Below are 22,938 nucleotides of genomic sequence, written 5' to 3'. Positions count from 1 at the left end.
ACGGCCTGCGCGCCGACGCCAGCGTGGGGGAAGGGGAAAGCAACCGCCCCGACTTCGCCGCCGGCTGCCGGGTCAGCCTCACCGACCACGACCAGGCCACCTACAACCGCGACTGGCTGATCACCGGCGTCACCCACACCGGCAAACAGCCCCAGGCCCTGGAAGAGGAAGGCGGCTCCGAGCCGACCACCTACAGCAACACCTTCAAAGTCATCCCCGGCGACAAGACCTGGCGCCCCAAGACGCCGAACCGCCCGATCATGGACGGCCCGCAGATCGCGATCGTCACCGGCCCCGCCGGCGAAGAGATCCATTGCGACGCGCACGGCCGGGTCAAAGTGCGATTCCCCTGGGACCGCTACAGCCAAAATGACGAACACAGCAGCGCCTGGCTGCGGGTCAGCCAGGGCTGGGCCGGGGGCAACTACGGCTTCATGGCCCTGCCCAGAATCGGCCACGAAGTGATCGTCTCCTTCCTGGACGGGGACCCGGACCAGCCGATCATCACCGGGCGCACCTACCACGCCACCAACACGCCGCCCTACGCGCTGCCGGAACACAAAACCCGCACCACCCTGAAAACCCAGACCCACAAGGGCGAAGGTTCCAACGAACTGCGCTTCGAAGACGAAGCGGACAAGGAACAGATCTACGTCCACGCCCAGAAGGACCTGGACCTGCTCACCGAAAACGACCGCACCGAGGTGGTCCACAACAACAGCCACCTGACCGTCGACCAGGACCGTTACACCCAGATCAAAGCCAACGACCACAACACCGTGACCGGCGAGAAGCGGGAGAAGATCGGGGCTGATATGAGCCTGACAGTCGGTGGCACATTCCACCAGAAATCCGGCGCCTCCATCCTCAGCGAAGCCGGCAGCGAAGCCCATTACAAGGCCGGCGCCAAGGTCGTGCTGGACGCTGGCGCGGAACTGACCATCGCCGCCGGCGGCAGCTTCCTCAAAGTGGACGCCAGCGGCGTGACCCTGTCCGGCCCCAGCATCAAGCTGAATTCCGGTGGATCGCCGGGCAGCGGGTCCGGGCAGGCGGCTCTGGTGCCCACTCTGCCCCAGGCCGTCGAACCCGCCGAGCACGAGGTGATCGATCCGCCCCAGTTGCCGCTGACACCGCCGCAGATCGCCAACCTCAAGGCGGACACGCCTTTCTGCGAGGAATGCGTGGCCTGTCAGGACGGAGTCTGCGATGTCTGATCGTTCCGGCGTCAAGGCCGGCCTGGACGCCCTGCTGGAAACCCGCGGTCCCAGCGACAACCTGTACCTCGTGCTGAGCGGTACCAGCGAGTGCCAGCCCGTGCGTCATTACTTCAGCCAGGACGGCGCCAATGCCTTGCCCCTGTATATGGGCACGCCCTACGCGGGTTGGCAGGAAGTCATGCCCTATCTGGCGGCGATCACTCCGGACAGCCCATTCCTCGAATGGATCAAAACCGAGGCGGACGCCGACTGGGGCTGGGCGGCGCTTTCCAGCGCCTACATGGACCGCGTTTTCAGCCACCTGCGCAGCCTCACCCAGATCACCCTGGCCTCCGGCAAGGACGTCTTTTTCCGTTACTGGGACGCCCGCTTCCTCGGCCCGATCATCGACCAGCTGGATCCGAACCAGCAGGCCAGCCTGATGGGCCCAGTCACAGCCTGGGCCGATCCGCATGGCCAGTTGCGCCAGACGCCGCCGGCCCGGCTCGAAACAGAAGCCAAGCCTTTTCCCTGGTTCCATCTGCCCGCTTCGGTGGAAAAGGGCCTCGCGGCCAACAGCCGCGACCAGCTTGTGGACAACGCCCTGACGGCCCTTGAGAAGCTCGAGCCCTCACCCATCGCCCCCTATCCCAAGCCGGTGGCCCGCCAGAAGGTAGCCAGGCAGCTGCGCCGGTTGCTGGGAGACGCGCCGGTGAGCGAACTGGACAGCGCCACATTCAAGACATTGCGAGATCGCCTCCGGCACGAAGCCGGGCGACACGGATGAAGTAAGGATTCGCCATGAGCATTGCGCCAAGGATGGGACGGTCTGCTCCCAGCAACGGTCACCAGGACGTCACCAAACCCGATATCAACGCGCTGACCCGCGAGCTAAGGGAATCCGTTGTCCGCAACTACGATGACTGGAAAGACGACTGGTTCAAATCCGTATTCCTGAGCCACGAGCAGGTGCTGGAAGTGAACGGCGAAAGTACCAGCGAGGGCGCTGATGAAGACGAAGTGGTATCAGCCACCGTCGCCCCCTGTCAGGCGCAGCGCACGCTGAAAATCGCCCATTTCCACGAAAACGTAAAGAAGACACCGATTCCCAGTACTCGGTTTGAGGTTCAGGAAAAGGACGAAGGCTGGGTCTTTGACAGTTGGGAAACCGTGGCTTCCGGTACTACCGATGCCAATGGACTGGCGGAGGTCACCGTAAGCCCCGGTAAAGAATACCGCGTGGTCCTGTCTCCAGACATCTCCAGCGCCGACATGGACACGCTATACAGCAGCTACGACGGCTTCATCGAATCCTGCTGCGGCGTCCTGCAACAGGCCTGGGACGGTGGTATCAACAGCCGCTGGGAAAACTACCTGGCCCTTCCCGAAGATCAGCGCTCCGACGCCGTCTACGCCAGCGCCGTTAACGGCGTGGTGGACGGCTTCAGTGGCGTCGTCGACGATCTGAAGCGCATCTACGACGTGATCTGCGGGATGCTGGATTACGATTTCTCGGATATGCCGGACGATCTCGCATCACAGTTCGAGAAACTGAAAGAGGCCGACGACGCCTATCTCAAAGCCTGCCTGGTGGCCAACGACGAGATTTTCCTGTTCATCGTCCTGTACACCGTTCGCCAGTACTTCCGGTTGTTGACGCCCACACAGCTGGCTGAAGTGGCTGGCGAGCTGGTCGGTCAGATCCTGTTCGACGTCGTCGTGGGACTGCTCATCACCGGCGGCCTCGGCCTGGCTACCAAGTACGGTGCCCGCGTGGGCTCCAAAGCCGCCGCACGTGTTGTTGGCCGCGCCGAGTCCGATGCCGTCGACAACCTGAGTCTGGGCGACTTCATGGCCAGTCTGGCCAACGGTTTCCAGATCTACATGGACGACGTCGGCACCAACCACCGGCGCCTGCAGTTTGCCGGCGATGGCAACCTCTCCCCATCGGGTACCGTCACCGGCGGCGCCTTGCAGCGCCAGCACCCAGCCTACGCCTCGGTGGCCAGTGACGACCGCGCCGCAGCGCTGGAAGCCACCCACCAACGCAGCGCCACGGTATCCGAGCGCGACACCGATTCGGCCGGCCCCAACGAAGACTCTCCGTCATCAACCGATCAGGGCGACGCCACCCAGGACATCGAATCGACCGCGCATTGCGGCGATCCGGTCAGCACCGTCACCGGCGAGGAAGTCCTGGAACTGGTGGACGCCCGCCTGGAAGGCCCGCTGCCGTTCGAGTTCAAGCGGGTCTACCGCTCCGGCTCCAGCGACCGCCAACTCCACATGGGCTACGGCTGGCGCCACAGCCTCAACCACAGCCTGACGTTCGACCGCGACGGCATCACCTGGCACGACCACGAAGGCAAGAACACCCGCCTGCCGTCGCTGGACTTGGCACCGTTCGCCAGCAACGCCCAGGCCGGCATGGCCGCCTGGCGCGACGGCAACACCATTGTCGCCTGCGCCGGCGAAAAAGCGCCGCGCTATCACTTCGAACGCCACGGCGACACCGGGCGGCTGGTGCGCATCAGCGACCGCTACGGCAACGCGCTGCGCATCGACCATGACATGCACGGCCGCGTGCAGCGGATCATCAGCGGAGCGGACCAGGCGCTGGCCTTCGAGTACCAGGACGAGCGACTGGTGCAGGTGGACCTGCTGCACCGCGAGCTGACCCACGACGGCCCGGCCTGGAGCGTGCTGCAAACGGCGCACCGATACGTCTACGACGACGCCGGCGACCTGGTGGAAGCCACCAACGCCGCCGGCGAAACCGAGCGCTATGCCTTCGACAACCACATGCTCACCCGGCGGACGCTGGCCAGCGGCTACAGCTTCCACCTGGCCTGGGACGAGGCCACGCCCAAAGGTCGCTGTGTGCACCAGTGGGGCGACAGCCCGGAAGTGGATACCCGCTTCGCCTGGGACGACGAGAAACACACCTGCACCGTCACCTACGCCGACGGCAGCGAAGAGCACTGGCAGTACGACGGGGCCGCCCAGCTGCAGACCAAGATCGACCCGGACGGCGCCGAACACCTCAACGAATACGACGACCAGGGCCGCCTGACCGCCAGCATCGATCCGCTGGGCGCGAAAACCACCTACAGCTACGACGACAGCGGCCGCCTGATGAGCAAGGTGGGCCCGGACGATCAGCCGATCCAGTTCGCCTACAAACAGGGCCGGATCGCCAGCATTCACCGCCGCGGCCAGACATGGCAGTTTGCCTACACCGCCGAAGGCGACCTGGCCCGGGAGACCGATCCCAAGGGCCGCGTCACCGCTTACCACTACAACCGGCAAGGCCAGCTCAGCCAGGTCGAATTGCCGGACGGCCGCTTCCACACCTGGCAGTGGAACGACAAGGGCCAACTGCTGGAAGAGCGCACACCCACCGGCGCCGTCGAGAAATACCGCTACGATGCCTTCGGCCGATTGCTCGCCCGCAAGGACGCCCGGGGCGCCATCACCCAGTACGTGCACGATTCGCTGGGGCGGGTGATCGAGGAACGTCTGTCCGGCAATCGTTCGCGTCGCTACGCCTACAACAGCTTCGGCAAGGTGACCCGGTTTACCGATGAGCAGGGCCGCGAGACCCGCTACGAGTACGATCGCAACCTGCACCTGCTGTCCCGTCGCATCAACCCGGACGGCAGCGAGCTCAGGTACCGCTACGATCACCACCGGTTCCTGCTGACCCAGATCGAGAACGAGCGCGGCGAAACCTACCGCATCGACTACTACCCGAACGGCCTGGTACGACAGGAAACCGCCTTCGACGGTCGCCGTACCGGCTACAGCTACGACCTCAACGGCCACCTGCTGGAGAAGACCGAATACGGCACCGGCGACGAAGCACTGCAAACCACCGTCTACGAGCGCGACCCGCTGGGCCAACTCAGCAAGAAGATCCTGCCAGACGGTCGCGAGATCGCCTACGCCTACAACCCCGACGGCCAGCTCACCGGCGTCGACGACGGCCACTGGCCGCTGGCGTTCCAGTACGACGAACAGGGCCTGCTGCGCACCGAACACCAGGGCTGGGCGACGTTGCAGTACCACTACGACGACGTCGACCGCCTGACCGGCCTCACCCTGCCCGACGGTCAGACGCTGGGTTACGAGCGGGATGCCGCCGGCCTGCTGGCAGGCATCAACCTGAACAGCGCCGTGCTCACGCGCCACCGCCTGTCGTCCACCGGCGAGGAAATGGAGCGCCAGCAGGGCGCCCTGTTCAGCGCTTACGAATACGACGACGAAGGCCGCCTGACCCAGCACCGCCTGCACCAGCAGAAAGCCCAGGGCATTCTCCAGCAGCGCGACTACCGCTACGACACCAGCGGCAACCTGCAGTCGATCAGCGACAGCCGCAAAGGCCTGCGGGAATACGTCTACGACCCGCGCGACCGCCTCACCGGCGTGCGCGGCGACGTCTACGAACGCCTGGTACACGACCCCGCCGGCAACCTGCTGGAACAGACGGAGAGCGCCGCCGGCCCGGCCCAGGCCAACGTGCAGGGCAACCGCCTGACCATGCATGGCGACTGCCATTACGAGTACGACGATTTCGGCAACCTGATCGCCGAACGGCGCGGCAAGGACCAGAGACTGGTCACCACCTACCGCTACGACTGCGAACACCGGCTGGTGGAAGTCACCCGCCCGGACGGCCTCAGCTTCCGCTACGAGTATGACGCCTTTGGCCGCCGCATCGCCAAGGAAAGCGACTACCAGCGCACCGAATTCGTCTGGCAGGGCGACCGCCTGATCGCCGAGGAAGCCGGCGACCACTACCGCACCTACCTGTACGAGCCGGACAGCTTCCGCCCGCTGGCCCTGGCGGAGGGCTACGGCCCGGACCACAGCCGCGTCTACTACTACCAGCTCGACCACCTGGGCACGCCCCAGGAAATGACCGATGCCAACGGCCAGCTAGTCTGGTCCGCCACCTACCGCGCCTACGGCAACGTGCTCCGGCAGGACGTGGCGGTGGTCGACAACCCGCTGCGTTTCCAGGGCCAGTATTACGATCCCGAAACCGGCCTGCACTACAACCGCCACCGGTATTACAATCCCACTAACGGGCGCTTCATGACGCCCGACCCGATTGGGTTGGCGGGTGGTTTGAACAACTACCAGTACGTGCCGAATCCGACCGGGTGGGTCGATCCGTTGGGGTTGGCTTGTAAACGGACCAACTGCCCGGAAAGGGATGGAAGTCATGTCTCTAATCGGGGTTCAGACGATCGTGATATTGATCCTCCGCTGCCAAGTAGAAGAGCAGCGTTTAGAGAGGCAAAGAGAGATCTAGGAATTCCTCAGAGCCAAAATCCCGAAGAAGTTAACAGAGTGCCTTTGACTGATAGCAATGGCCACTCTATTCTCGGCGAAGACTACATGCCGGTTATGACTAGAGAATATATTTTTAGGCGTTCAGACAATAGCCAAATTGTAATCCAAGACCATTCTGCAGGCCACGAGTTCGGAGATGGTGGCGCAGGCGATCAAGGACCACACTTCAATGTTCGACCTATACAGAACACTCGCACCGGATCTGTATCGGGAACAAGAGCACACTATGAGTGGAGCAGCAAATAACATGGCAAGCTGGTTAAGTCATATTACGAACGCAAACGGTATAAAATCAATATATGGAGAGTCATTGCCAAGCCTGAGCAATTGCGTGATACACGAAGTAACATTTCACCGCGATGGGCCTCGGGCCATGCTAAGAATAGACTTACCGGATTACCCAAAGACAGCGCCCGAAAAATGGAAGGCCTCGGAGTGCAACACTGTTCAGATTAACCTCATGGCCGTAGCTATTTCCGTATCTGAACTGCGTGGCTGGAACACCGATGGAAAAGTTAACATTGAAGTTGGGCAGGCGGATATTGAAAAAACAATATTAGCTCATAGTAACGACGGCTTGATACTAAAAATTCAAGCAAAAAGCCTATTTATAACAGAAATTACAGCATACAGAAATTCATTGAAAAAGAAATCAATTTAACCCGCCACCTTTCAGGCAAATGCAACCCGAATATGTCAAGCGATCATTATTAAGCTGGATTGACATTATCCGATAGGATTACAGAACAAAATCTAAAAGGGATTAGATAATTAATTACTAACTGAAGATAATTATAGAGTTAAGCCACTCCCTCAACGCTTTACAACGCTGAGACACTAGGAGGCTAGCCACTGCAGCTAACAAGACGGATTTCCCAACAGACTGTAGAGGACGGCTGCTTGCTGTTGGAATTCCGGCACGATACTTCGGCCGCCGCATAGCCAAGGAGAGCGACCACTACCGCACCTACCTGTACGAGCCGGACAGCTTCCGCCCGCTGGCCCTAGCAGAAGGCTACGGCCCGGAACACAGCCGCGTCTACTACCAGCTCGACCACCTGGGCTCGCCCCAGGAAATGACCGACGCCAACGGCCAGCTAGTCTGGTCCGCCACCTACCGCGCCTACGGCAACGTGCTCCGACAGGACGTGGCGGTGGTCGACAACCCACTGCGTTTCCAGGGCCAGTATTACGATCCCGAAACCGGCCTGCACTACAACCGCCACCGGTATTACAATCCGGCTAACGGGCGCTTTATGACGCCCGACCCGATTGGGTTGGCGGGTGGTTTGAACAACTACCAGTACGTGCCGAATCCGATCGGGTGGGTGGATCCGTTGGGGTTGGCTTGCGAATCTGGGGCTTGCCCAGGGGAACGGGAGCATAGAACTTGGGGCGATCTCCCCCGCCTTCCAAACGACGAACCTGGACAGTATCTATATCGAGGCGTACACGCAGAGCATCCAGACCTATCCAATGCGTTAGGCGGAAAGGTAACTCCTGGAAATGTAGAGGGCTCGGTCAGCGCCGATGCTCACAACTTAGGTGGCCAATCAGCCAATAGCCCTTTCACTTCATGGACTCGCTCGCCTGAGATAGCCCGTAAATTTGCTTCAGGCAAAGGCGATGGAGGTGTGATACTTCGAGTACCAGTTGGGGCTCCAACCCCAAACGACAACTGGGCGTGGGAATGGTCTCCAGATGAGTGGGGAAAACAGGAAATACTGCTAAAAGGTCCAAGGCAAAATATTGAGGTGTTTCGACCATGACCAAAAAACAGATTGCCGAGCTACTCTCAGACCACCGTTTTTCAACAGAAAGTACCCCTAACATGGCTAAGATCCTCGAAGCTGCGGATTTTAGACTGTTAACGAGTATGCCGGCTGAAGTCGAACCTAAGCTCGAGTTATCTCAATTACGGATTCATCAAGAGTCTGCAAAGCATGAAAATATTGAAAGCTGGGGTTTTGATGCCGCGATTAAGGTACTTTCCAATTTAGATACCAATAAGATCCAGTTTTTTGCATTTAAAGGGGCGGGCTACTCCGCCAAACTGTACATTGATGCACGGTCGGGCTCTCCGATTGCAATTGTCGTTACTCGCAGATCAACTCCTGCTCCGCCTATAAATGCTTCTGGCAAAGTGCTCCCAAACAAGTCGTAACTCTCTTTATTTGGATAAAAACCGGTTCCGACACCCGTATACCCTGCTCCTACAGGCCCCAAGCGGAGACAAAATCTGGCAGCCATATCCGCGCAGGGCACTCGAAAACTGAAAAACCAGGTTCCCAGCAGCGCGGGCTTCATGCCTTAAGGTTGTTAAAAGCCATCAAATCAAATAAAGGAAGGGTTTCATTTGAGTGACCTTCATCAAATTGTGATCAGCAACGATGAATCATGGACTTCCCCCAGTGCAGTGGACACTCCTAGCCTATGATTAGAGCATAGGAGGATTGCCATGAGCAGCCAACGTTACACCCCAGAATTTAAGGATATTGCTTCCGCCCGCTGGCCCTGGCAGAAGGCTACGGCCCGGAACACAGCAGCGTCTACGACTACCAGCTCGACCACCTGGGCACGCCCCGGGAAATGACCGACGCGGCTCGCCAGCTGATCCGCTCTGCTACCTCTTTTGCAACGATAAGCCATTGGCGCAGGACCACTGACACCATCCTCTTCATCTCACTACGCCCAAAAAGCCGCTCTCCCCTTCCAGAGAGAGCGGAAACGTTCTGGCCGGTTTCTACATTCCGCGGCTGACCGACCTTTCCTGAGTTAACGCGTTACGGCAGGTAGGCGTATTCCTCCAGTTTCTCGCAGCTGTAGTTGTCGGCGTCGTTGGTGTCGGTGCCGCTCGCGCTGGTGAAGGCCGGGTAGTACGGGAAGTGGCAGACCGGGCGGCTGCCCAGTTCGTTGCCGCTGACGTCGGTGGACACCAGGCTGTCTTTCGGGGCGACGTCCTGCTCCACCCAGTTTTCCAGGGCCGTGAGCCAGTCGACGCTGGCGGTGTAGTAGCCGTGCCCGTGGCCGAAGCCGGGGATCAGGTAGAAGCTGTAGAAGTCGTTCACCACGCCCTCGTCGATGGTGATCGACGACTCGTCGTTCTGGGACACCGCCATGTTGGTCGTGGCGTCGTCCGTGCCCCAGAAGGGATTGGTACCCAGGTAATCGGTGTTGTCCGAGAACTGGCCGATCATGCGCAGGTAGAGGTCGACGGAGTTGTACGGGGTGATCGAAACGTCGGCCGCCCCGTGATAGTGGATGAGCTTGCCGCCCTGGCTGCGGAACGTCGAGTAGTCGACGCTGCTGGTGTCGATCCAGCCGGACAGTGTGGTGATGCGATCGATCCAGTTGGCCGGATCGAAGTCCTGCAGGATGTCGGAGGGCTGGGTGTAGGCGCTCTGGGTGATGATGTTGTACTGGTCCTGGGAGGGGAAACTCGCCTGGAAGGCGTCGTAAGCGTCCCACTCGGAACCGAAATCTTCCTGATTCCCCAGGTTCTTCGATTCGTCTTCGGCGATCCAGATCCCGTCCAGCATCGGCCAGTGACCGTAGCTGCGCACGCCGCCGTCAAGCACCAGGCCTGTGGGCAGGTTATAGCGCGAGGTGATCCGCGCCAGGGTCTCGATCTGGGGATCGGACAGGCACGTCTCTTCATCGGACACGGCGTGGTCCGTGCTGGTATGGGCGCCGCCGGCACAGCGCATCGGGTTGGTGGCGTCATGGGCCAGCAGATCGTAGCCCTGATCCTGCAGGAGCTGGCGGCAGGCGCCGGCGTCACTGACCATGCCGTCGGCGGCTCCGTCCAGGGCCTCACCGCCATTAGCAGCCAGGCTGTCGTTCTCGCAGGCATCGACAATGTACTGGGACAGCGCGCGGGTCTGGGTGCGGCTGATCCAGCCGTCACCGGCGTCCGCATCGTAACTGTAGCCGTTCACGCCGGCGGTCCGGGCGTTGTAGAGCGTCTTGCCGTAGTCCATGGCGCCCAGGTGCATGGCTTCGGGGTTGTAGGCCGGGTAGCCGGCAATGACGCCGTCGTAGTCATCGGGGTAGAACTGGGCGGCGATCAAAGCCTCGTGCCCGCCCTGGGAGCCGCCCATGAAATAGCTGTGATCAGGCGAGGTCTGGTAATAGGCCCGCACGATGGCCGAAGCCGCATCGTGGGTTTTCTTGATCTGCTCGCGCCCGAAGTTGCGCAGCGCCTCGCTGTTCCAGAGTTCGTTGGGGTCGCCGCCAATCGCCGGGGAGACGTGGCCACTGTCGCTGCCGAGCGTCGTGTAGCCGCGGGCCAGGGCGCTCTCGATACCGTTCTCCGAAGCGCGGTCGACAGAGGGGATGGTGCCGTCAAAGCCGCCACCGCCGTATTGCAGGGTCTTGTAGTTCCAGTCCGCCGGCAGCGCGACGTTGAAGTTGATGTCAGGCGTGGCGACCTCGACTTCATCGGCCGTGCCTTCGTGGATCACTTCCGATTCCGTTTCCGGATGGATCTCGCCGACGACCAGGCAGTAGTCCACGCCTGCCGAGGCGTCCGCCGCGGCCACCTGGCTGGCGGACGTAACGGTGGCGCCCCCGGTAGCCAGGCCAATGTCGGAAGCGGCGATGGTCATGCCTTCCAACGCGGCGCAATCGTTGCTCGCCTGGTCGGCGTCGGACGAGTCGTCGTCCAGTACGCAGCCACCCAGGACCAGCGATACGCCGACGAGCGGGCCCAGAATGAAACCGGCTGTTCGGTGGGAATTCATCTTGTTCATTGTTGGTTCCTCTGCTCCATGCTTTGTTCTTATTCGGTAATAGTTATTTCTTTTTTTGAATAGCCGGGCACACCTCCTTTAAGCTGTAGGATGACGACCGATTCAACTCACCTTCGGCGTATCGCTTCCCTCCAGTGCCACCCTTCCCTGTTTTCCTGACTTTTCTTCAGGCGAAAGAAGGCCCGAGCCATATCATCAACAACTTGAAAAATAGGGCTTTATCTATGGAAAGAAACGCACCTTGTGAATGAAAACAACGCTCAATCAGAATCGGGTCGGTCGATGGTTAGGTATTTTTATTATGTGATTCGAGTATAGGTTCGAGCTCTTCGGGAAAACAAACCCGAATACGGAAACCCTTCGTTTCCAATTTGGAAAACAAAAACGAATGGCCTGGAGACGGTAACGGAAGGGACTGGGAATAGACGTGAATGGCGCCGGAGAGCGGCGAGCAACCGCCGCTAACCGCATGATGAAATGCCGTTAGCGGCGCTGTTTCAGAATCCGGTGAGCCTGTGGCCGTCAGGCTCCCGGCTCCGCAAGGGCTTCCTGAAGCAGGGCCTGCAAGTGCTCCGGTAACCCACCGGCCAGCTTCAACGCCGCCTCATGCCCACGGGGCGACATCTTGCCCCAGGTGCGGCGCACAATGCGCAGCCACTTCTCGCGGTCGTAGTCGTCTTTTTTGTCGTAGAAATCCACGAAGTAGCGCTCCAGGAACACCATGCAGGCCACGTCTTCCAGCAGCTGGGTGTCGGGGTCGTTGCGCAGTTCACGCTTGGTGAGGATGGTGGCAACGCGCTCGCATTCGTCGGCGGGGAAGCCGCAATCGGCCATGATCGACGCCGCGCGCTCGCCGTGGAAGCGGCCGCAGTCCTGGCGCCACTGGTAGTAGCCCTTGCGGCCTTCGGGGTAGTCGGCGCGCGGGCGGGTCCAGCGTTCAATGTGCTGGGCGCGACAGGCGATCTGCATCCGTGGCGACGGGTTTGGCTCCAGCTCGAACAGCCAGCGGGTCATGTGCTGGCTGTAGGCGTATTCCCGGGGCAGGTCCTGGCCATCGACCGTCTCCACGTTCGGGTCGGCGCGATTGGCCTGGTCGATGGCTTGCAGGGCGCAGGTCAGGGAAGCGGATTCATCCATGGGGAAACAACTCGGGTCAGCGTGTACCGCCATGGTAACCGCTGACCCGGGGACAGGCCACTTCACCGGCCCCGAACGACCTCAGGCCGCCGCCGAAGGCCGTGCCTTGATGCGGTCGTACCAGGCGCGCAGGTGCGTCTGATCCGGCTGGATGCGGATGTCGTTCACCTTGTTGAAATCGATGGTGGTGAAGGCGTTGATGTCCGCTGCGGTAAACTGGTCGCCGCAGATGTACTCACGCCCTTCCAGATGTTTGTTGAGGAAGTGGAAGAACTTGGACACGTTCCTGCCGCACTCCTCCCCCCACTCCCTGACCGGGTTCATACGATCCTTGAAGTAGCCGGTGGTGTGCTGGAAGCACATGCCAGTGGGCAGGAAGAAAAAGAGCTCGATCCAGCGCAGCCATTGCTCCACCTGCGCCCGGCCCAGTGCGCCCTCGCCCAGCAACGGCGTGCGGTCGGGATGCAATTCCTCGAAATAGCGGCAGATGGCCATAGTCTCGGCAATGCAGGTGCCGTCGTCCAGCTCCATGACGGGCACCTTCTTCATCGGGTTCATGGCCGTGAATTCCGGGGTCAGGTTCTCGCCCTTTTGCAGGTCGATCTGCACGAACTCGACGCCGTCCAGCAGGTCTTTCTCCGCCAGGAACATGCGAACGCGGCGCGGGTTGGGTGCCGTTCTGGTCTCGAAAATCTTCATGGTGCCTCCTCGGCTCTGTTTGTTGTTGTGGTTCGGGAACAGCGATGACAGGCAGGAACCGCCTTGCGGAACAGCCTGCCGCAAAAATCCTACCGTCCCAGAGACTGCCGCGCCCCCGGCGGAGCGTCAAGCGGCACCCACTTACTTTCCAGATAGCGTCGGATTTCCGCGATGACCCAGTCCGGATCGTCCAGCGGCAGGTCGTGCCCGGCGTCCGGGTGCAGGCGCAAGCTCCAATGCCAGCGTTCAGCCATGGATTCGCTGCAGTACCAGTCGACGATCCGGTCCCGCTGGCTGGCGAGCACCAGCGCATCCGGCAACGGGCGTTCACCGGCCGGCCGGAAACGGGCCGCCGCCCAGAGTTGGCGGAAGGCGTTGCCGGCGCTGACCGGGCGCTGGATCTGGATGCTGTACCAGCGCTGGACCGTAGCGGGATTGAACTGACGGTTGGAACTCAGGGCCAGGATCTGCGCCTCGCGCTCGCGCACATCACGCAGGGTCAACAGGCGCACCAGCAGGGGCCAGATTTTCGGCCGCAACCGGTGCCACGGCTTGTTGAAGCCGCTGCTGGTGTTGATCAGCACCAACTGCTGGATTTCGCCGGCGGGTGCATTCTGGGCCCAGTCCAGCGCCACCATGCCGCCCATCGACAGGGCAATCAGGCCAAACGGCGCCGGGATATGACTGCACTGGCGCTGCACCGCGCGGCGAATGGCGGGAATATCCGCCGGACTGCGCTCGCGAAAGTGCGTGCCGGTGCCGGGCAAGTCGACGGTGTGGAACTGGTGTCCGGGGAAGCTGTCCCGCAGTCGCTGGGGCAACACCCCCCAATGCGCCTGCTCCCGGGTCAGGCCCCGCAGGAGTATCCAGTGCATGCGCCTCCCTAACCGGGATCCCGGTACCAATGCATGATCGCCGCTTCCCTCAGCATGGGCTCCTCAGCGGCACTCGGCAACCAGTTGCCGTGGTTCGCCGCCGCGCGCAGCAGGAAGTCGATAAAACTCAGGTGCGAGCGCAGTACCCGCTGATGGCGATGCGGCACCATGGGGTTGAAAAAGCCCTCCAGCCGCAGCAACTGCCGCGGCCGCTTACGGATCCAGCGCCAGGACCCCATTTCCAGGGTCAGCGGGATAAAGCCGCCGGATTCGGCACGATTGAAGGTTTTGTAGAAGTAATCCCAGAGATCACCGTGGGTAAGGTAATGCCGGGACTGGGGTTCGAACGCGTAGGTGTGATTTGGATACGCCTGCTCCCACAACAGCTTCAGGGCCAGCACCGAAGCGATCTTGCGCATGGGGCGCCGGCGGTAGGCGTAGGGAAACCAGATCTGGTCCTGCCAGCCGAAGCCGGAATGGCAATCCAGCGCCAGACTGAACGGGCGTCCCGGCAACAATTCCCGGATCACCCCTTCCAGGGCCCGGTTTTCCACTTCCATCCCCTCGTCCGGCGTGCCGGTGTACCAGGGCAGACGCCGGGACAACCGCTGACCACCCAGAAACGGCGTGCTGCGCCCCTGGGCCTCGATGGGTGCGTTACGCATCAGATCGACGCCGTTGGGGTTGGAGCGCTGGTTGAGGAACATGCCGCCGGGATTGAGGATCGGCAGCAACGTCACCCGGATGCGACCGAGCAGGTCTTTCAGCTCCTGATCCCAGGTGATCCGGTTCAGCAGGCTCTGCAGCCAGGCGATGATGACCTGGCTGCCGATGCGCTCCAGGCCATGCACGCCGCCCACCAGCAACAGCGCCGGTGCGTCCGGTGACGCCGTGCCGATGTCGATCCGGTAGAGCGGCAAAGTGACGGCTTTGAGTTGGACCCGTTCCACCACCCGGGTTTCCACCCGCGCCGGCGCTTCCGCCAGCAACCGTTCGAGCCCGATCAGCTCCGGCAGGTAATCGCGCAGCAGGCGGCGTTGGTGCTTGTCCCGCGACGCCTGCTCAAGCGGAATGGCAACGTGCGGCGTCAGGTCCCGCAGTTCGGTCATAGCGCTTCCCCAAGGCAGGTCTGGAGCCCAGAGGCTATCAGGCGCAGACTACAGATTGATGACGCCGGGCCTGCGTGTCGGGCCATTTAACTGTAGTCAACATTTACTGACTTACCTATTATGGCCCATAAGGATCGAACAACCATCGTCTCGGGCCATTAAGCCGTTACGCTCGCAGGCGTCTTCAGGGACAACGGGACATTGAACCTCAAGAGCCGATTTTTCCTGCTGGTCAGCGGGTTGATTATCGCTGCCTCGCTGGCGACGTGGGCGGTTTTCCAGCGTATCACCGAGGACATCATCGAACGCTGGGGCGCCAACATCGCCGAGATTCAGGTCCGTTACGACAGCTCGCGCCTGCTGCAGAACATCGAGCGGGAACTGGGCCTGGCGCGCCAGATGACCGACTCGGAAATCATCCAGCGCTGGGCGCGCTATCCGGACGATCCCTTGCTGGAACGCGCCGCCATCGAAGAGATGGAGCGCTTCCGCCAGAACTTCGCCGGACGCAACTACTTCCTCGCCCTGCGGGATTCCGGCGCCTACTACTACAACAATGCCGACAACGAGTTTGCCGACCGCCAGCTGCGCTACAACTTGAATCCGGACACCCCTACCGACGCCTGGTTCTACCAGCTCATCGCCGAAGGGCGCGAGTTCCACCTCAACGTCAATCCGGACGAGTCCCTGGGCGTCACCAAGCTGTGGGTCGATGTGCTGCTGCGGGCCAATGACCGGATCGTGGGGGTGGCCGGCACCGGTATCGACCTGGATCAGGTGCTGCAGAAAATCGTCGATCTGGAGCAACCGGGCATCAACACCCTGTTCGTCGATGCCAACGGCGCCATCCAGCTCTATCGCGACCGGCGCCTGATCGACTACGCCAGCTTCGTCAAACCCGAAGGCCAGAAGAAGACCGTCGACCTGCTGCTGGATCGCCCAGCTGACCGCGCCTGGCTGGGCAACACGCTGCGCAGCCTGAAACAGCTGGACAGCCCCGACCATGGCGTTCACACCGGGTTCGTCCAGGTCGATGGCCGCCGCCACCTGGCGGGCATCACCTACCTGCCATCCATTGGCTGGTACGAGATCACCCTGCTCGATCTGGACGTGGTGCTGCCCATGGGCAACTTCGCACCGTTGCTGCTGGTGTTTGCGCTGACCCTGCTGCTGAGCCTGGCCGCCTTCCACGTCGCCCTGCGGCGCCAGGTGATCGATCCGGTGGTGGCGCTCGAGTCGGCGATGGAGCGCCTGCGTACCGGTCAGCCCCTGCCGCGCAACCTGCCTGATCGGCCGGATGAGATGGGGCGGCTGGTGACCCACTTCGAACGCATGGCGGACAGCATCCACCGCCACACCCGCGAGCTGGAAGATACCGTGTCCGAGCGCACCGAGGCCCTGCACCGCCTGGCGCGCAAGGACGCCCTCACCGAACTGTTCAACCGGCGCGGCATGAACGAGTTGCTGGACGAAGAGATGCACCGTATGCAACGGGAGAACCGGACCTTCGGGCTCATCTGGCTCGACATCGACAATTTCAAGGGCGTCAACGACCGTCTCGGCCATGCCACCGGCGACCGGGTGCTGCAGCGGGTGGCCGCCTGTCTCAATGCCAGCATCCGCCCCTACGACCACGCTGCCCGCTGGGGCGGCGACGAGTTCCTGGTCATCCTGGCGCCCTGCGACAGCGAGTGCCTGCAAGGCATCGGCGAGCGCATTCGCCAGAGCCTGGAAGCCAGCCCCGAAGCGCCGGCCATCACCGTCAGCATCGGCGGCGCCCTGGCCCAATCCGACGACACCCTGGAAGCCATCCTGTTGCGTGCGGATGACGCCCTCTACCAGGCCAAGGAAAACGGCCGCAACCAGTTCTACGTGGCACAACAGGAAGCGCTGGTCCGGGTGGGCGGATGACAGGGTCGCAATGTCCGTCATCTTGCTGTCATACAACGGATTGGTCAGGATAGGAGCTCAACGAAAGAGCGCATCGCGCCTCGGCTAACGTGACGCAACACCTGTCAGGAGGAGCCATCCCATGCGTATTCGGCCGGCCACGATCGAGGATGCCCCGGAAATCGCCCGCCTGTCCCGGGCGCAGGGTTACGCCAGCTCGACCGAGCAGATCCTGGCGCGACTCGATGGCCTGCTGGGCCACCGTGACCGGTTCATCGCCGTCGCCGACCTGGACCGGCAGGCCTTGCTGGGCTGGATCGCCGTCGAACGCCGCCTGCTGCTGGAATCCGGCGAGAAGGCCGAGATCGTGGGCTTGATCGTCAGCCAGGACCGGCATCGCCAGGGAGTGGGCAGCGCACTGGTCGACGCCGCTGAAGACTGGGCCCGGGCCCTGCACCTGCCAACCCTGGCGGTACGCTCCAACGAAGCCCGCATCGCCTCACATCCGTTCTACCAGGCGCGCGGCTTCGAACGCGCCAAGACCCAGCATGTCTACATCAAGACACTGGACCGGGAGAGCCGACACGACCACGCCATGACCCCTTAGCACCGCACGACCGCCAGCCGGTCCGCGCTCGCCTTCCACTCGCAAAAGGAACTGACGAATGATGGAAACGCCCGAGCTTGATGTACCGACCATTCCCCTGCCGCATCCGCCGCACAGCAGCCAGGTGCCCCTGGAAACCGCCATTGCCTCGCGCAGCAGTTGCCGCCATTACGCGCGCCGCATGCTGACGCTGGAGACCCTGTCCCAGCTGCTCTGGGCCGCCCAGGGCTGCGACCCGCAAACCCATCGGCGCACGGCACCATCAGCCAAACAGGCCTATCCGCTGCAACTCCACGTGCTGGCCGGCAACGTCGCTGACCTGTCCGCCGACGTCTACCGCTACGACCCGGCCCACCATCGCCTGCACGGCACCGCCATCGGCGACCTGCGCGACACCCTCCAGACCCTGGCCATCGAGGAGCAACCCTGGCTGCAGGAAGCGCCTCTGGTGATCGCCATCAGCGCCAACATGCCGTTGATGACCAGCCTGTTCGGCGAGCAGCCGCCGGCTGGCGAACGCGGCATCCGCTATGCGTATATGGAATCCGGAGCGGTGGCGGAGAATATCCAGCTGCAGGCCACCGCGCTGCAACTGGGCTCCGTCCTGGTAGGCGCCTTCAGCGACCGCGGCGTGGAACTGGCCCTGGAGCTGGACGACGGTTTCCAGCCCACGGCCCTGCTGTGCATCGGCCACCCGGCGCCATGAGCGAGGCGGGACCCGCGCTCCCGCTCACATGGGCACCGGCGACACGCCGATCAGCACCCGATGCAGCCAGACCACAAACGCGCCGTAAACCAGCAGCCCGCCAACGACCGCGATCAGGTCATTGCGCGGGCTGGCGGGTAGCGCGGGCACGGCTCGCGGCGTGCGGCGCTTGAGGGAGATCCGCTCCGCCACGGCCCAGGCCAGGAACGCCCCGAACAGCACGACGTCCGCCAACATGCCGTTAGCCAGCAGGTGCGCCAAAGCCCAGAGTTTCACCGCAATCAGCGTGGGATGTTTCGTCGCCCGCTGGATGCGGCCGGGCAGGTAGGTGGCCAGCAGCAACGGGAACACCGGCAGCAACAGCAACAGCGCCAGGTGCCGCAGCCACGCCGGCGGCAGGTACACCACCACCGGTTCCTGCCGTGCCAGGCCGTAACCCCAGATGATCAGTATCAGTCCGACCAGGGACGCCAGCGAATACAGGCCCTTGAAGGGCTGCTCGCCCAGCCGCGCCACCAGTCGGTCGCGACCGCCAGACGCCACGATCGACAGGGAATGCACGCCCAGGAAAAGGACCAGCCCGAGAATGAGTACGCCCATGAGTTCTCTCCCGTTTTTTATTGCAGGGAGCTTAGACGAGTCCGGTCGGGCGTCAATGGAAAGGAAATGGCCAAGAGAAAGAGAAGAGGCCAGGCGGTGGGGCGACGGCCGTCGCCCCACCGTGGAACGCCTTAAAGCTCGGCGTTGTGATAGACGTTCTGCACGTCGTCCACATCGTTGAGCATGTCTAGGAATTTCTCGAACATCTCCACATCATCGCCGGTCACCGGCGTGGTGGTCTGCGGCAGGAACTGGATTTCGTCGGCGTCGAAATCGATCTCGCCGAAGGCGTCGAGCAGCGCCTGACGGGTCTTCGCGTATTCGGTGTTGGGGGCGAATACGGTGATGCGGCCGTCTTCACACTCGATGTCGGTGACGTCGACATCGGCTTCCATCAGCGCTTCCAGCACCTTCTCCTCGTCATCCCCGGCAAAGGCAAAGATGGCGCAGTGATCGAACATGTGGCTGACGCTGCCCTGGGTGCCGATCTTGCACTTGGTCTTGGTAAAGCAGGCGCGCACGTCGCCGAAAGTGCGGTTGGGGTTGTCGGTCAGGCACTCGACGATGACCATCGCCTGGCCCGGGCCGAAACCTTCGTAGCGCGCCGCGGCGTAATCCTCGCCGCCGCCGCCCTTGGCCTTTTCGAGGGCCCGGTCGATCACGTGGGTCGGCACCTGGTCTTTCTTGGCGCGCTCGATCAGGCTGCGCAGGGACAGGTTGGCGTCCGGATCGGGGCCGCCCTGCTTGGCACACACGTAGATTTCACGGCCGTACTTGCTGTAGACCTTGGTTTTGGCGTTGGCCGTCTTGGCCATGGATTCTTTGCGGTTTTGGTAGGCTCTGCCCATACCCTTGCCCCACTGCTGTTATTCAACGCGATTGAGGAGCCTCTGAAAAAGGTCGTCTGCCGGACGATTTTCCCGAAACCGGGCCTTTCCCGAAACTTTTTCAGAGGTGCCTGAAGAGAAGCGCCGATTCTACACCCACTCCCCGGCGCATTCTATTCCCGCGCTGATTCCGGATCGGGCCGCCGCAGGGCGCTGATCGACAGTTGCACCGCGGCGCCCACCACAATGCCCCAGAAGGCCGCGCCAATGCCCCACAGGGTCAGGCCGGACGCCGTCACCAGGAACGTCATCAGCGCCGCTTCCCGGCCTTCCACATCGTCGAGCGCCGCGTGCAGACTATTGCCGATGGTCCCCAACAGGGCGAGACCGGCGAGCGCCACCACGAACGCCTGGGGGAAGGCCGCGAAAAGCGCCACCACGGTTGCCCCGAACAGACCCACAACGGCGTAGACAACACCGGCGCACACCGCCGCAAGGTAGCGGGACGAGCGCTTCTCGCCCGCTTCCTCGCCCATGCAGATGGCGGCGGTGATTGCCGCCAGGTTATAGGCAAAGCCGCCGAACGGCGCCAGCACCAGATTGACCAGCCCGGTAAAGGTCAGTACCGGCGACAGCGGCGTCTGGTAGCCGTTGGCACGCAGTACCGCCAGACCTGGCAGGTTCTGAGACGTCATGGTCACGATGAAAAGCGGCACGCCCACACCGATCAGCACGCCCGGGGAAAAGTCCGGCATCACGAACTGCGGCGTGGCCAGCGACAAACTCAGGTGCTGTCCGTGGAACTCCCCCTGCGCCACAACCACCAGCATGCCCACCGCCAACACCAGCAGGATGGCGTAACGCGGCAGGCGTTGGCGACCAACGACGTAGGTCACCAGCATCGCCGCCACCAACAGGAAGTGATGCTCCAGGGCGGCGAAAGCCTCCAGCCCGAACTGGAACAGGATACCCGCCAGCATGGCCGCCGCCAGCGACTGGGGCAGGTGCTTGAGCAAGCGTTCGAACCAGCCCGTCCAGCCGACGATGACGGTCAGCAGGGCGGCGAACATGAAGGCGGCCGTCGCCTCGGCCAGGGAAAACCCCGACAGGCTGGTCGCCAGCAGTGCCGCGCCGGGCGTGGACCAGGCCGTGAGCACCGGTTCGCGGAAGTACCAGGACAGCCCGGCGCTGGTGATGCCCATGCCCAACCCCAGGGCCCAGATCCAGGAACTGACCTGGGCCGAGTCGGCGCCGGCGGCCTGGGCAGCCTGCAGGATAATGACCACCGAGCTGCTGAAGCCGATCAGCACCGCGACGAAACCGGCGGTCAGGTGGGAGATGGACAGGTCGGAAAACGGGGAGGAATCTTTCACGGCGGGCTTCCCGGCATGGCTGGTCCAGATGGGCGTTACGTGCGCTATAGCGCACACTTGGATCGACGATAGCATTGTGCGCTATAGCGCACAACCGTAGAATGCAGGCAAAACCCAAGTGGAACGACCTATGGAAATCGCCCACCATCTCGCCGACACCCTGCGCCAGCTGCGCCGCGAACGCGGCTGGAGCCTGGACCGCACCGCCGCGGCCACCGGTGTCAGCAAAGCCATGCTGGGGCAGATCGAGCGGGGCGAATCGAGCCCGACGGTCGCCACCCTGTGGAAAATCGCCACCGGCTTCAACACCGCTTTCTCAGGGCTGATCACTCCGCCGCCGACGCCCATGGACGCACCGCTGTTCGTTACGCTGGACCAGGACCGCGCCGCCCTGCCCGCCAACGGCCTACAGGTACGACCGATGTTCCCGTTCGATTCCCGCTTCGGCTTCGAGCTGATGGAACTGACGCTGCCGCCAGGGACCGAGCGCCTGTCGGAGTCCCACGAGCCGGGCGTGGTCGAGCACGTCACCGTCATCAGCGGAACCATGGAGCTGTTGCTGGATGAGCGCTGGCATCCGCTGGCCGCCGGTGAAGCCAGCCGTTTTGCCGCCGACCGCCCACACGGCTATCGTAATACGACCGACACGCCGGCAGTGTTCCACAACCTGATTCATTACCCGGCAGGCACTCGTTAACCACCCACAAGGATATCCGGTCATGAAGACACCCCTGGGCATCATCGAAGGCTATTTCGGCCGGCCCTGGAGTTGGACCGAGCGGGCCGACCTGGTCGCCCTGCTGGCGCGCCACGGCTATGGTTTCTATCTCTACGCGCCCAAGGCCGATCCGTTCCTGCGCCGGCGCTGGGACGAGCCCTACCCCGCCGAGGAAGCCGCCCAGCTGCGCCAGTTTGCCCGTCACTGCCGCATCCACGGTGTGCGCTTCGGCATCGGCCTGAGCCCGTTCGAGGTGTACCGGGACTTCAACGCCGCCGCGCGCCAGGCCCTGACCGAGAAACTGGCGTTCTTCGACAGCCTGGGCATCGACGACCTGGCCATCCTGTTCGACGACATGCGCGGTGACACCCCGGACCTGGCCGTCCGGCAACTGGAGATCCTGGACTGGATTCGCGGCCGCAGTGGCGCGTCACGGCTGATCGTCTGCCCTACCTATTACAGCGACGATCCGGTTCTCGACCGGGTCTTCGGCGAACGTCCGCCCCACTACCTGGAAACCCTGGGGGATGCCCTGCCCGATTCGGTGGACCTCTTCTGGACCGGTGAGGAAGTCTGCTCCCGGGAAATATCCGCCGGGCACCTGGCTCGGGTGGAAAGCCTGCTCAAGCGCAAACCACTGCTGTGGGACAACTACCCGGTCAACGACGGCCCGCGCATGTCCGGCCACCTGCACCTGCGCGCGTTCACCGGCCGCAATGCGGCGATTGGCGAGCACCTCGCCGGCCACGCCATCAACCCCGCCCTGCAACCCAGGCTGAGCGCTATCCCGGCCCTGACGCTGGCCGCCAGCTACCGCCAGGGCAACGGCTACGCCTACATGGAAGCCTTTCGCAAGGCCGCCCGGGAAGTGGCCGGGGAAGAGTTGGCGGTGCGGCTGGAGCAGGACCTGATGGCCCTGCAGGACATTGGGCTGGACCAACTCGGCGAGCGGGAGGAACGCCTACGCCGCCACTACGGCGACGTGGACCACGCCGTCGCCCGCGAAATCATCGCCTGGCTCGACGGCACCTACCGGATCAGCGGCGAGGCGGTGCAAACCCAGTAGGGGTCGATAGGGCGGGGCTTCTCCCT

19 protein-coding genes and 1 pseudogene are annotated in these 22,938 nt (G+C 62.7%); 12 read left to right on the top strand and 8 right to left on the bottom strand.

Going from position 1 to position 22,938, the window contains the following annotated elements:
• The 7 genes and pseudogenes from GQB00_RS19160 to GQB00_RS22160 form a co-directional block, all read left to right on the top strand.
• The coding region (locus tag GQB00_RS19160) for a type VI secretion system Vgr family protein (protein ID WP_165857449.1) at positions 1-1,214 on the top strand (1,214 nt) is incomplete at its 5' end.
• Positions 1,207-1,983, top strand: a complete 777-nt coding sequence (locus GQB00_RS19155) for a DUF4123 domain-containing protein (protein ID WP_165857448.1) — start codon at positions 1,207-1,209, stop codon at positions 1,981-1,983. The genes GQB00_RS19160 and GQB00_RS19155, both read left to right, overlap by 8 nt.
• Positions 1,984-1,997: 14 nt before the next feature.
• Positions 1,998-6,800: an RHS repeat-associated core domain-containing protein gene (locus GQB00_RS19150; protein WP_165857447.1), complete on the top strand. Its 4,803-nt coding sequence runs from the start codon at positions 1,998-2,000 to the stop codon at positions 6,798-6,800.
• Complete coding sequence (locus tag GQB00_RS19145; protein ID WP_165857446.1) at positions 6,781-7,215, top strand: Imm50 family immunity protein; 435 nt, start codon at positions 6,781-6,783, stop codon at positions 7,213-7,215. The genes GQB00_RS19150 and GQB00_RS19145 overlap by 20 nt, the downstream gene beginning before the upstream one ends.
• 205 nt (positions 7,216-7,420) lie before the next feature.
• A pseudogene (locus GQB00_RS22115) lies at positions 7,421-7,927 on the top strand (RHS repeat-associated core domain-containing protein); the annotation flags it as partial.
• Between the two features lie 392 nt (positions 7,928-8,319).
• A complete protein-coding gene (locus GQB00_RS19135) occupies positions 8,320-8,718 on the top strand; it encodes a hypothetical protein (protein WP_165857444.1) in 399 nt (132 codons plus the stop codon).
• Between the two features lie 344 nt (positions 8,719-9,062).
• Positions 9,063-9,314: an RHS domain-containing protein gene (locus GQB00_RS22160; protein ID WP_416234171.1), complete on the top strand. Its 252-nt coding sequence runs from the start codon at positions 9,063-9,065 to the stop codon at positions 9,312-9,314.
• Between the two features lie 23 nt (positions 9,315-9,337).
• Here the strand turns inward: GQB00_RS22160 and GQB00_RS19130 are convergent, their stop codons facing one another.
• The 5 genes from GQB00_RS19130 to GQB00_RS19110 all read right to left on the bottom strand — a co-directional run bounded on the left by GQB00_RS19130 (position 9,338) and on the right by GQB00_RS19110 (position 15,125).
• Complete coding sequence (locus tag GQB00_RS19130) at positions 9,338-11,305, bottom strand: tannase/feruloyl esterase family alpha/beta hydrolase (protein ID WP_165857443.1); 1,968 nt, start codon at positions 11,303-11,305, stop codon at positions 9,338-9,340.
• A gap of 522 nt (positions 11,306-11,827) precedes the next feature.
• On the bottom strand, positions 11,828-12,442 hold the full coding sequence (locus GQB00_RS19125; protein WP_165857442.1) for a DUF4202 domain-containing protein: 615 nt from the start codon (positions 12,440-12,442) through the stop codon (positions 11,828-11,830).
• Between the two features lie 81 nt (positions 12,443-12,523).
• Positions 12,524-13,141 carry a glutathione S-transferase family protein gene (locus GQB00_RS19120; protein ID WP_165857441.1) on the bottom strand — a complete coding sequence of 206 codons (618 nt, stop codon included), beginning with the start codon at positions 13,139-13,141 and terminating at the stop codon, positions 12,524-12,526.
• Positions 13,142-13,230: 89 nt separating this feature from the next.
• Entirely contained in the window at positions 13,231-14,016 is a 786-nt protein-coding gene (locus GQB00_RS19115; protein ID WP_165857440.1) for an alpha/beta fold hydrolase, read from the bottom strand.
• A gap of 8 nt (positions 14,017-14,024) precedes the next feature.
• On the bottom strand, positions 14,025-15,125 hold the full coding sequence (locus GQB00_RS19110) for a M14 family zinc carboxypeptidase (protein ID WP_165857439.1): 1,101 nt from the start codon (positions 15,123-15,125) through the stop codon (positions 14,025-14,027).
• Between the two features lie 201 nt (positions 15,126-15,326).
• Here GQB00_RS19110 and GQB00_RS19105 point away from each other — a divergent pair, with 201 nt between their 5' ends.
• The 3 genes from GQB00_RS19105 (at position 15,327) to GQB00_RS19095 (ending at position 18,328) form a co-directional block, all read left to right on the top strand.
• On the top strand, positions 15,327-17,036 hold the full coding sequence (locus GQB00_RS19105) for a sensor domain-containing diguanylate cyclase (RefSeq protein WP_165857438.1): 1,710 nt from the start codon (positions 15,327-15,329) through the stop codon (positions 17,034-17,036).
• Positions 17,037-17,157: 121 nt separating this feature from the next.
• Positions 17,158-17,622, top strand: coding sequence for a GNAT family N-acetyltransferase (locus GQB00_RS19100; RefSeq protein ID WP_165857437.1), 465 nt, complete (start codon positions 17,158-17,160; stop codon positions 17,620-17,622).
• 58 nt (positions 17,623-17,680) lie between these two features.
• Positions 17,681-18,328: a SagB/ThcOx family dehydrogenase gene (locus GQB00_RS19095; protein ID WP_111496903.1), complete on the top strand. Its 648-nt coding sequence runs from the start codon at positions 17,681-17,683 to the stop codon at positions 18,326-18,328.
• A 24-nt stretch (positions 18,329-18,352) separates the two neighbouring features.
• Here GQB00_RS19095 and GQB00_RS19090 read toward each other — a convergent pair whose 3' ends face one another.
• From GQB00_RS19090 to GQB00_RS19080, 3 genes are all read right to left on the bottom strand, one after another.
• Positions 18,353-18,928: an NnrU family protein gene (locus tag GQB00_RS19090; RefSeq protein WP_165857436.1), complete on the bottom strand. Its 576-nt coding sequence runs from the start codon at positions 18,926-18,928 to the stop codon at positions 18,353-18,355.
• Positions 18,929-19,059: 131 nt separating this feature from the next.
• The gene (locus GQB00_RS19085; protein ID WP_111496905.1) at positions 19,060-19,776 is read right to left on the bottom strand and encodes a YebC/PmpR family DNA-binding transcriptional regulator; all 717 of its coding nucleotides are present in this window, start codon (positions 19,774-19,776) and stop codon (positions 19,060-19,062) included.
• 152 nt (positions 19,777-19,928) lie between these two features.
• Positions 19,929-21,128, bottom strand: a complete 1,200-nt coding sequence (locus tag GQB00_RS19080; RefSeq protein WP_323127307.1) for a benzoate/H(+) symporter BenE family transporter — start codon at positions 21,126-21,128, stop codon at positions 19,929-19,931.
• 130 nt (positions 21,129-21,258) lie between these two features.
• Here GQB00_RS19080 and GQB00_RS19075 point away from each other — a divergent pair, with 130 nt between their 5' ends.
• Together GQB00_RS19075 and GQB00_RS19070 are read left to right on the top strand one after the other, a co-directional pair.
• Positions 21,259-21,825 (top strand): helix-turn-helix domain-containing protein, encoded by a 567-nt coding sequence (locus GQB00_RS19075; protein ID WP_165857434.1) that lies wholly within the window; start codon positions 21,259-21,261, stop codon positions 21,823-21,825.
• A 22-nt stretch (positions 21,826-21,847) separates the two neighbouring features.
• The gene (locus tag GQB00_RS19070) at positions 21,848-22,912 is read left to right on the top strand and encodes a beta-N-acetylglucosaminidase domain-containing protein (protein ID WP_165857433.1); all 1,065 of its coding nucleotides are present in this window, start codon (positions 21,848-21,850) and stop codon (positions 22,910-22,912) included.
• Positions 22,913-22,938: the final 26 nt, after the last annotated feature.

This window comes from Marinobacter sp. JSM 1782161 (genome assembly GCF_011421605.1).
GTDB lineage: Bacteria > Pseudomonadota > Gammaproteobacteria > Pseudomonadales > Oleiphilaceae > Marinobacter_A > Marinobacter_A bohaiensis.
This window is presented reverse-complemented; position numbering and strand designations above follow the sequence as displayed.

Excerpts from the sequence above, each read along its gene's own strand:
- GQB00_RS19120 (WP_165857441.1), bottom strand. The coding sequence starts at position 13,141 with ATGAAGATTTTCGAGACCAGAACGGCACCCAACCCGCGCCGCGTTCGC.
- GQB00_RS19155 (WP_165857448.1), top strand. The coding sequence starts at position 1,207 with ATGTCTGATCGTTCCGGCGTCAAGGCCGGCCTGGACGCCCTGCTGGAA.
- GQB00_RS19135 (WP_165857444.1), top strand. The coding sequence starts at position 8,320 with ATGACCAAAAAACAGATTGCCGAGCTACTCTCAGACCACCGTTTTTCA.
- GQB00_RS19125 (WP_165857442.1), bottom strand. The coding sequence starts at position 12,442 with ATGGATGAATCCGCTTCCCTGACCTGCGCCCTGCAAGCCATCGACCAG.
- GQB00_RS19150 (WP_165857447.1), top strand. The coding sequence starts at position 1,998 with ATGAGCATTGCGCCAAGGATGGGACGGTCTGCTCCCAGCAACGGTCAC.
- GQB00_RS19115 (WP_165857440.1), bottom strand. The coding sequence starts at position 14,016 with ATGCACTGGATACTCCTGCGGGGCCTGACCCGGGAGCAGGCGCATTGG.
- GQB00_RS19130 (WP_165857443.1), bottom strand. The coding sequence starts at position 11,305 with ATGAACAAGATGAATTCCCACCGAACAGCCGGTTTCATTCTGGGCCCG.
- GQB00_RS19070 (WP_165857433.1), top strand. The coding sequence starts at position 21,848 with ATGAAGACACCCCTGGGCATCATCGAAGGCTATTTCGGCCGGCCCTGG.
- GQB00_RS19090 (WP_165857436.1), bottom strand. The coding sequence starts at position 18,928 with ATGGGCGTACTCATTCTCGGGCTGGTCCTTTTCCTGGGCGTGCATTCC.
- GQB00_RS19145 (WP_165857446.1), top strand. The coding sequence starts at position 6,781 with ATGAGTGGAGCAGCAAATAACATGGCAAGCTGGTTAAGTCATATTACG.
- GQB00_RS19100 (WP_165857437.1), top strand. The coding sequence starts at position 17,158 with ATGCGTATTCGGCCGGCCACGATCGAGGATGCCCCGGAAATCGCCCGC.
- GQB00_RS19085 (WP_111496905.1), bottom strand. The coding sequence starts at position 19,776 with ATGGGCAGAGCCTACCAAAACCGCAAAGAATCCATGGCCAAGACGGCC.
- GQB00_RS19075 (WP_165857434.1), top strand. The coding sequence starts at position 21,259 with ATGGAAATCGCCCACCATCTCGCCGACACCCTGCGCCAGCTGCGCCGC.
- GQB00_RS19095 (WP_111496903.1), top strand. The coding sequence starts at position 17,681 with ATGATGGAAACGCCCGAGCTTGATGTACCGACCATTCCCCTGCCGCAT.
- GQB00_RS19110 (WP_165857439.1), bottom strand. The coding sequence starts at position 15,125 with ATGACCGAACTGCGGGACCTGACGCCGCACGTTGCCATTCCGCTTGAG.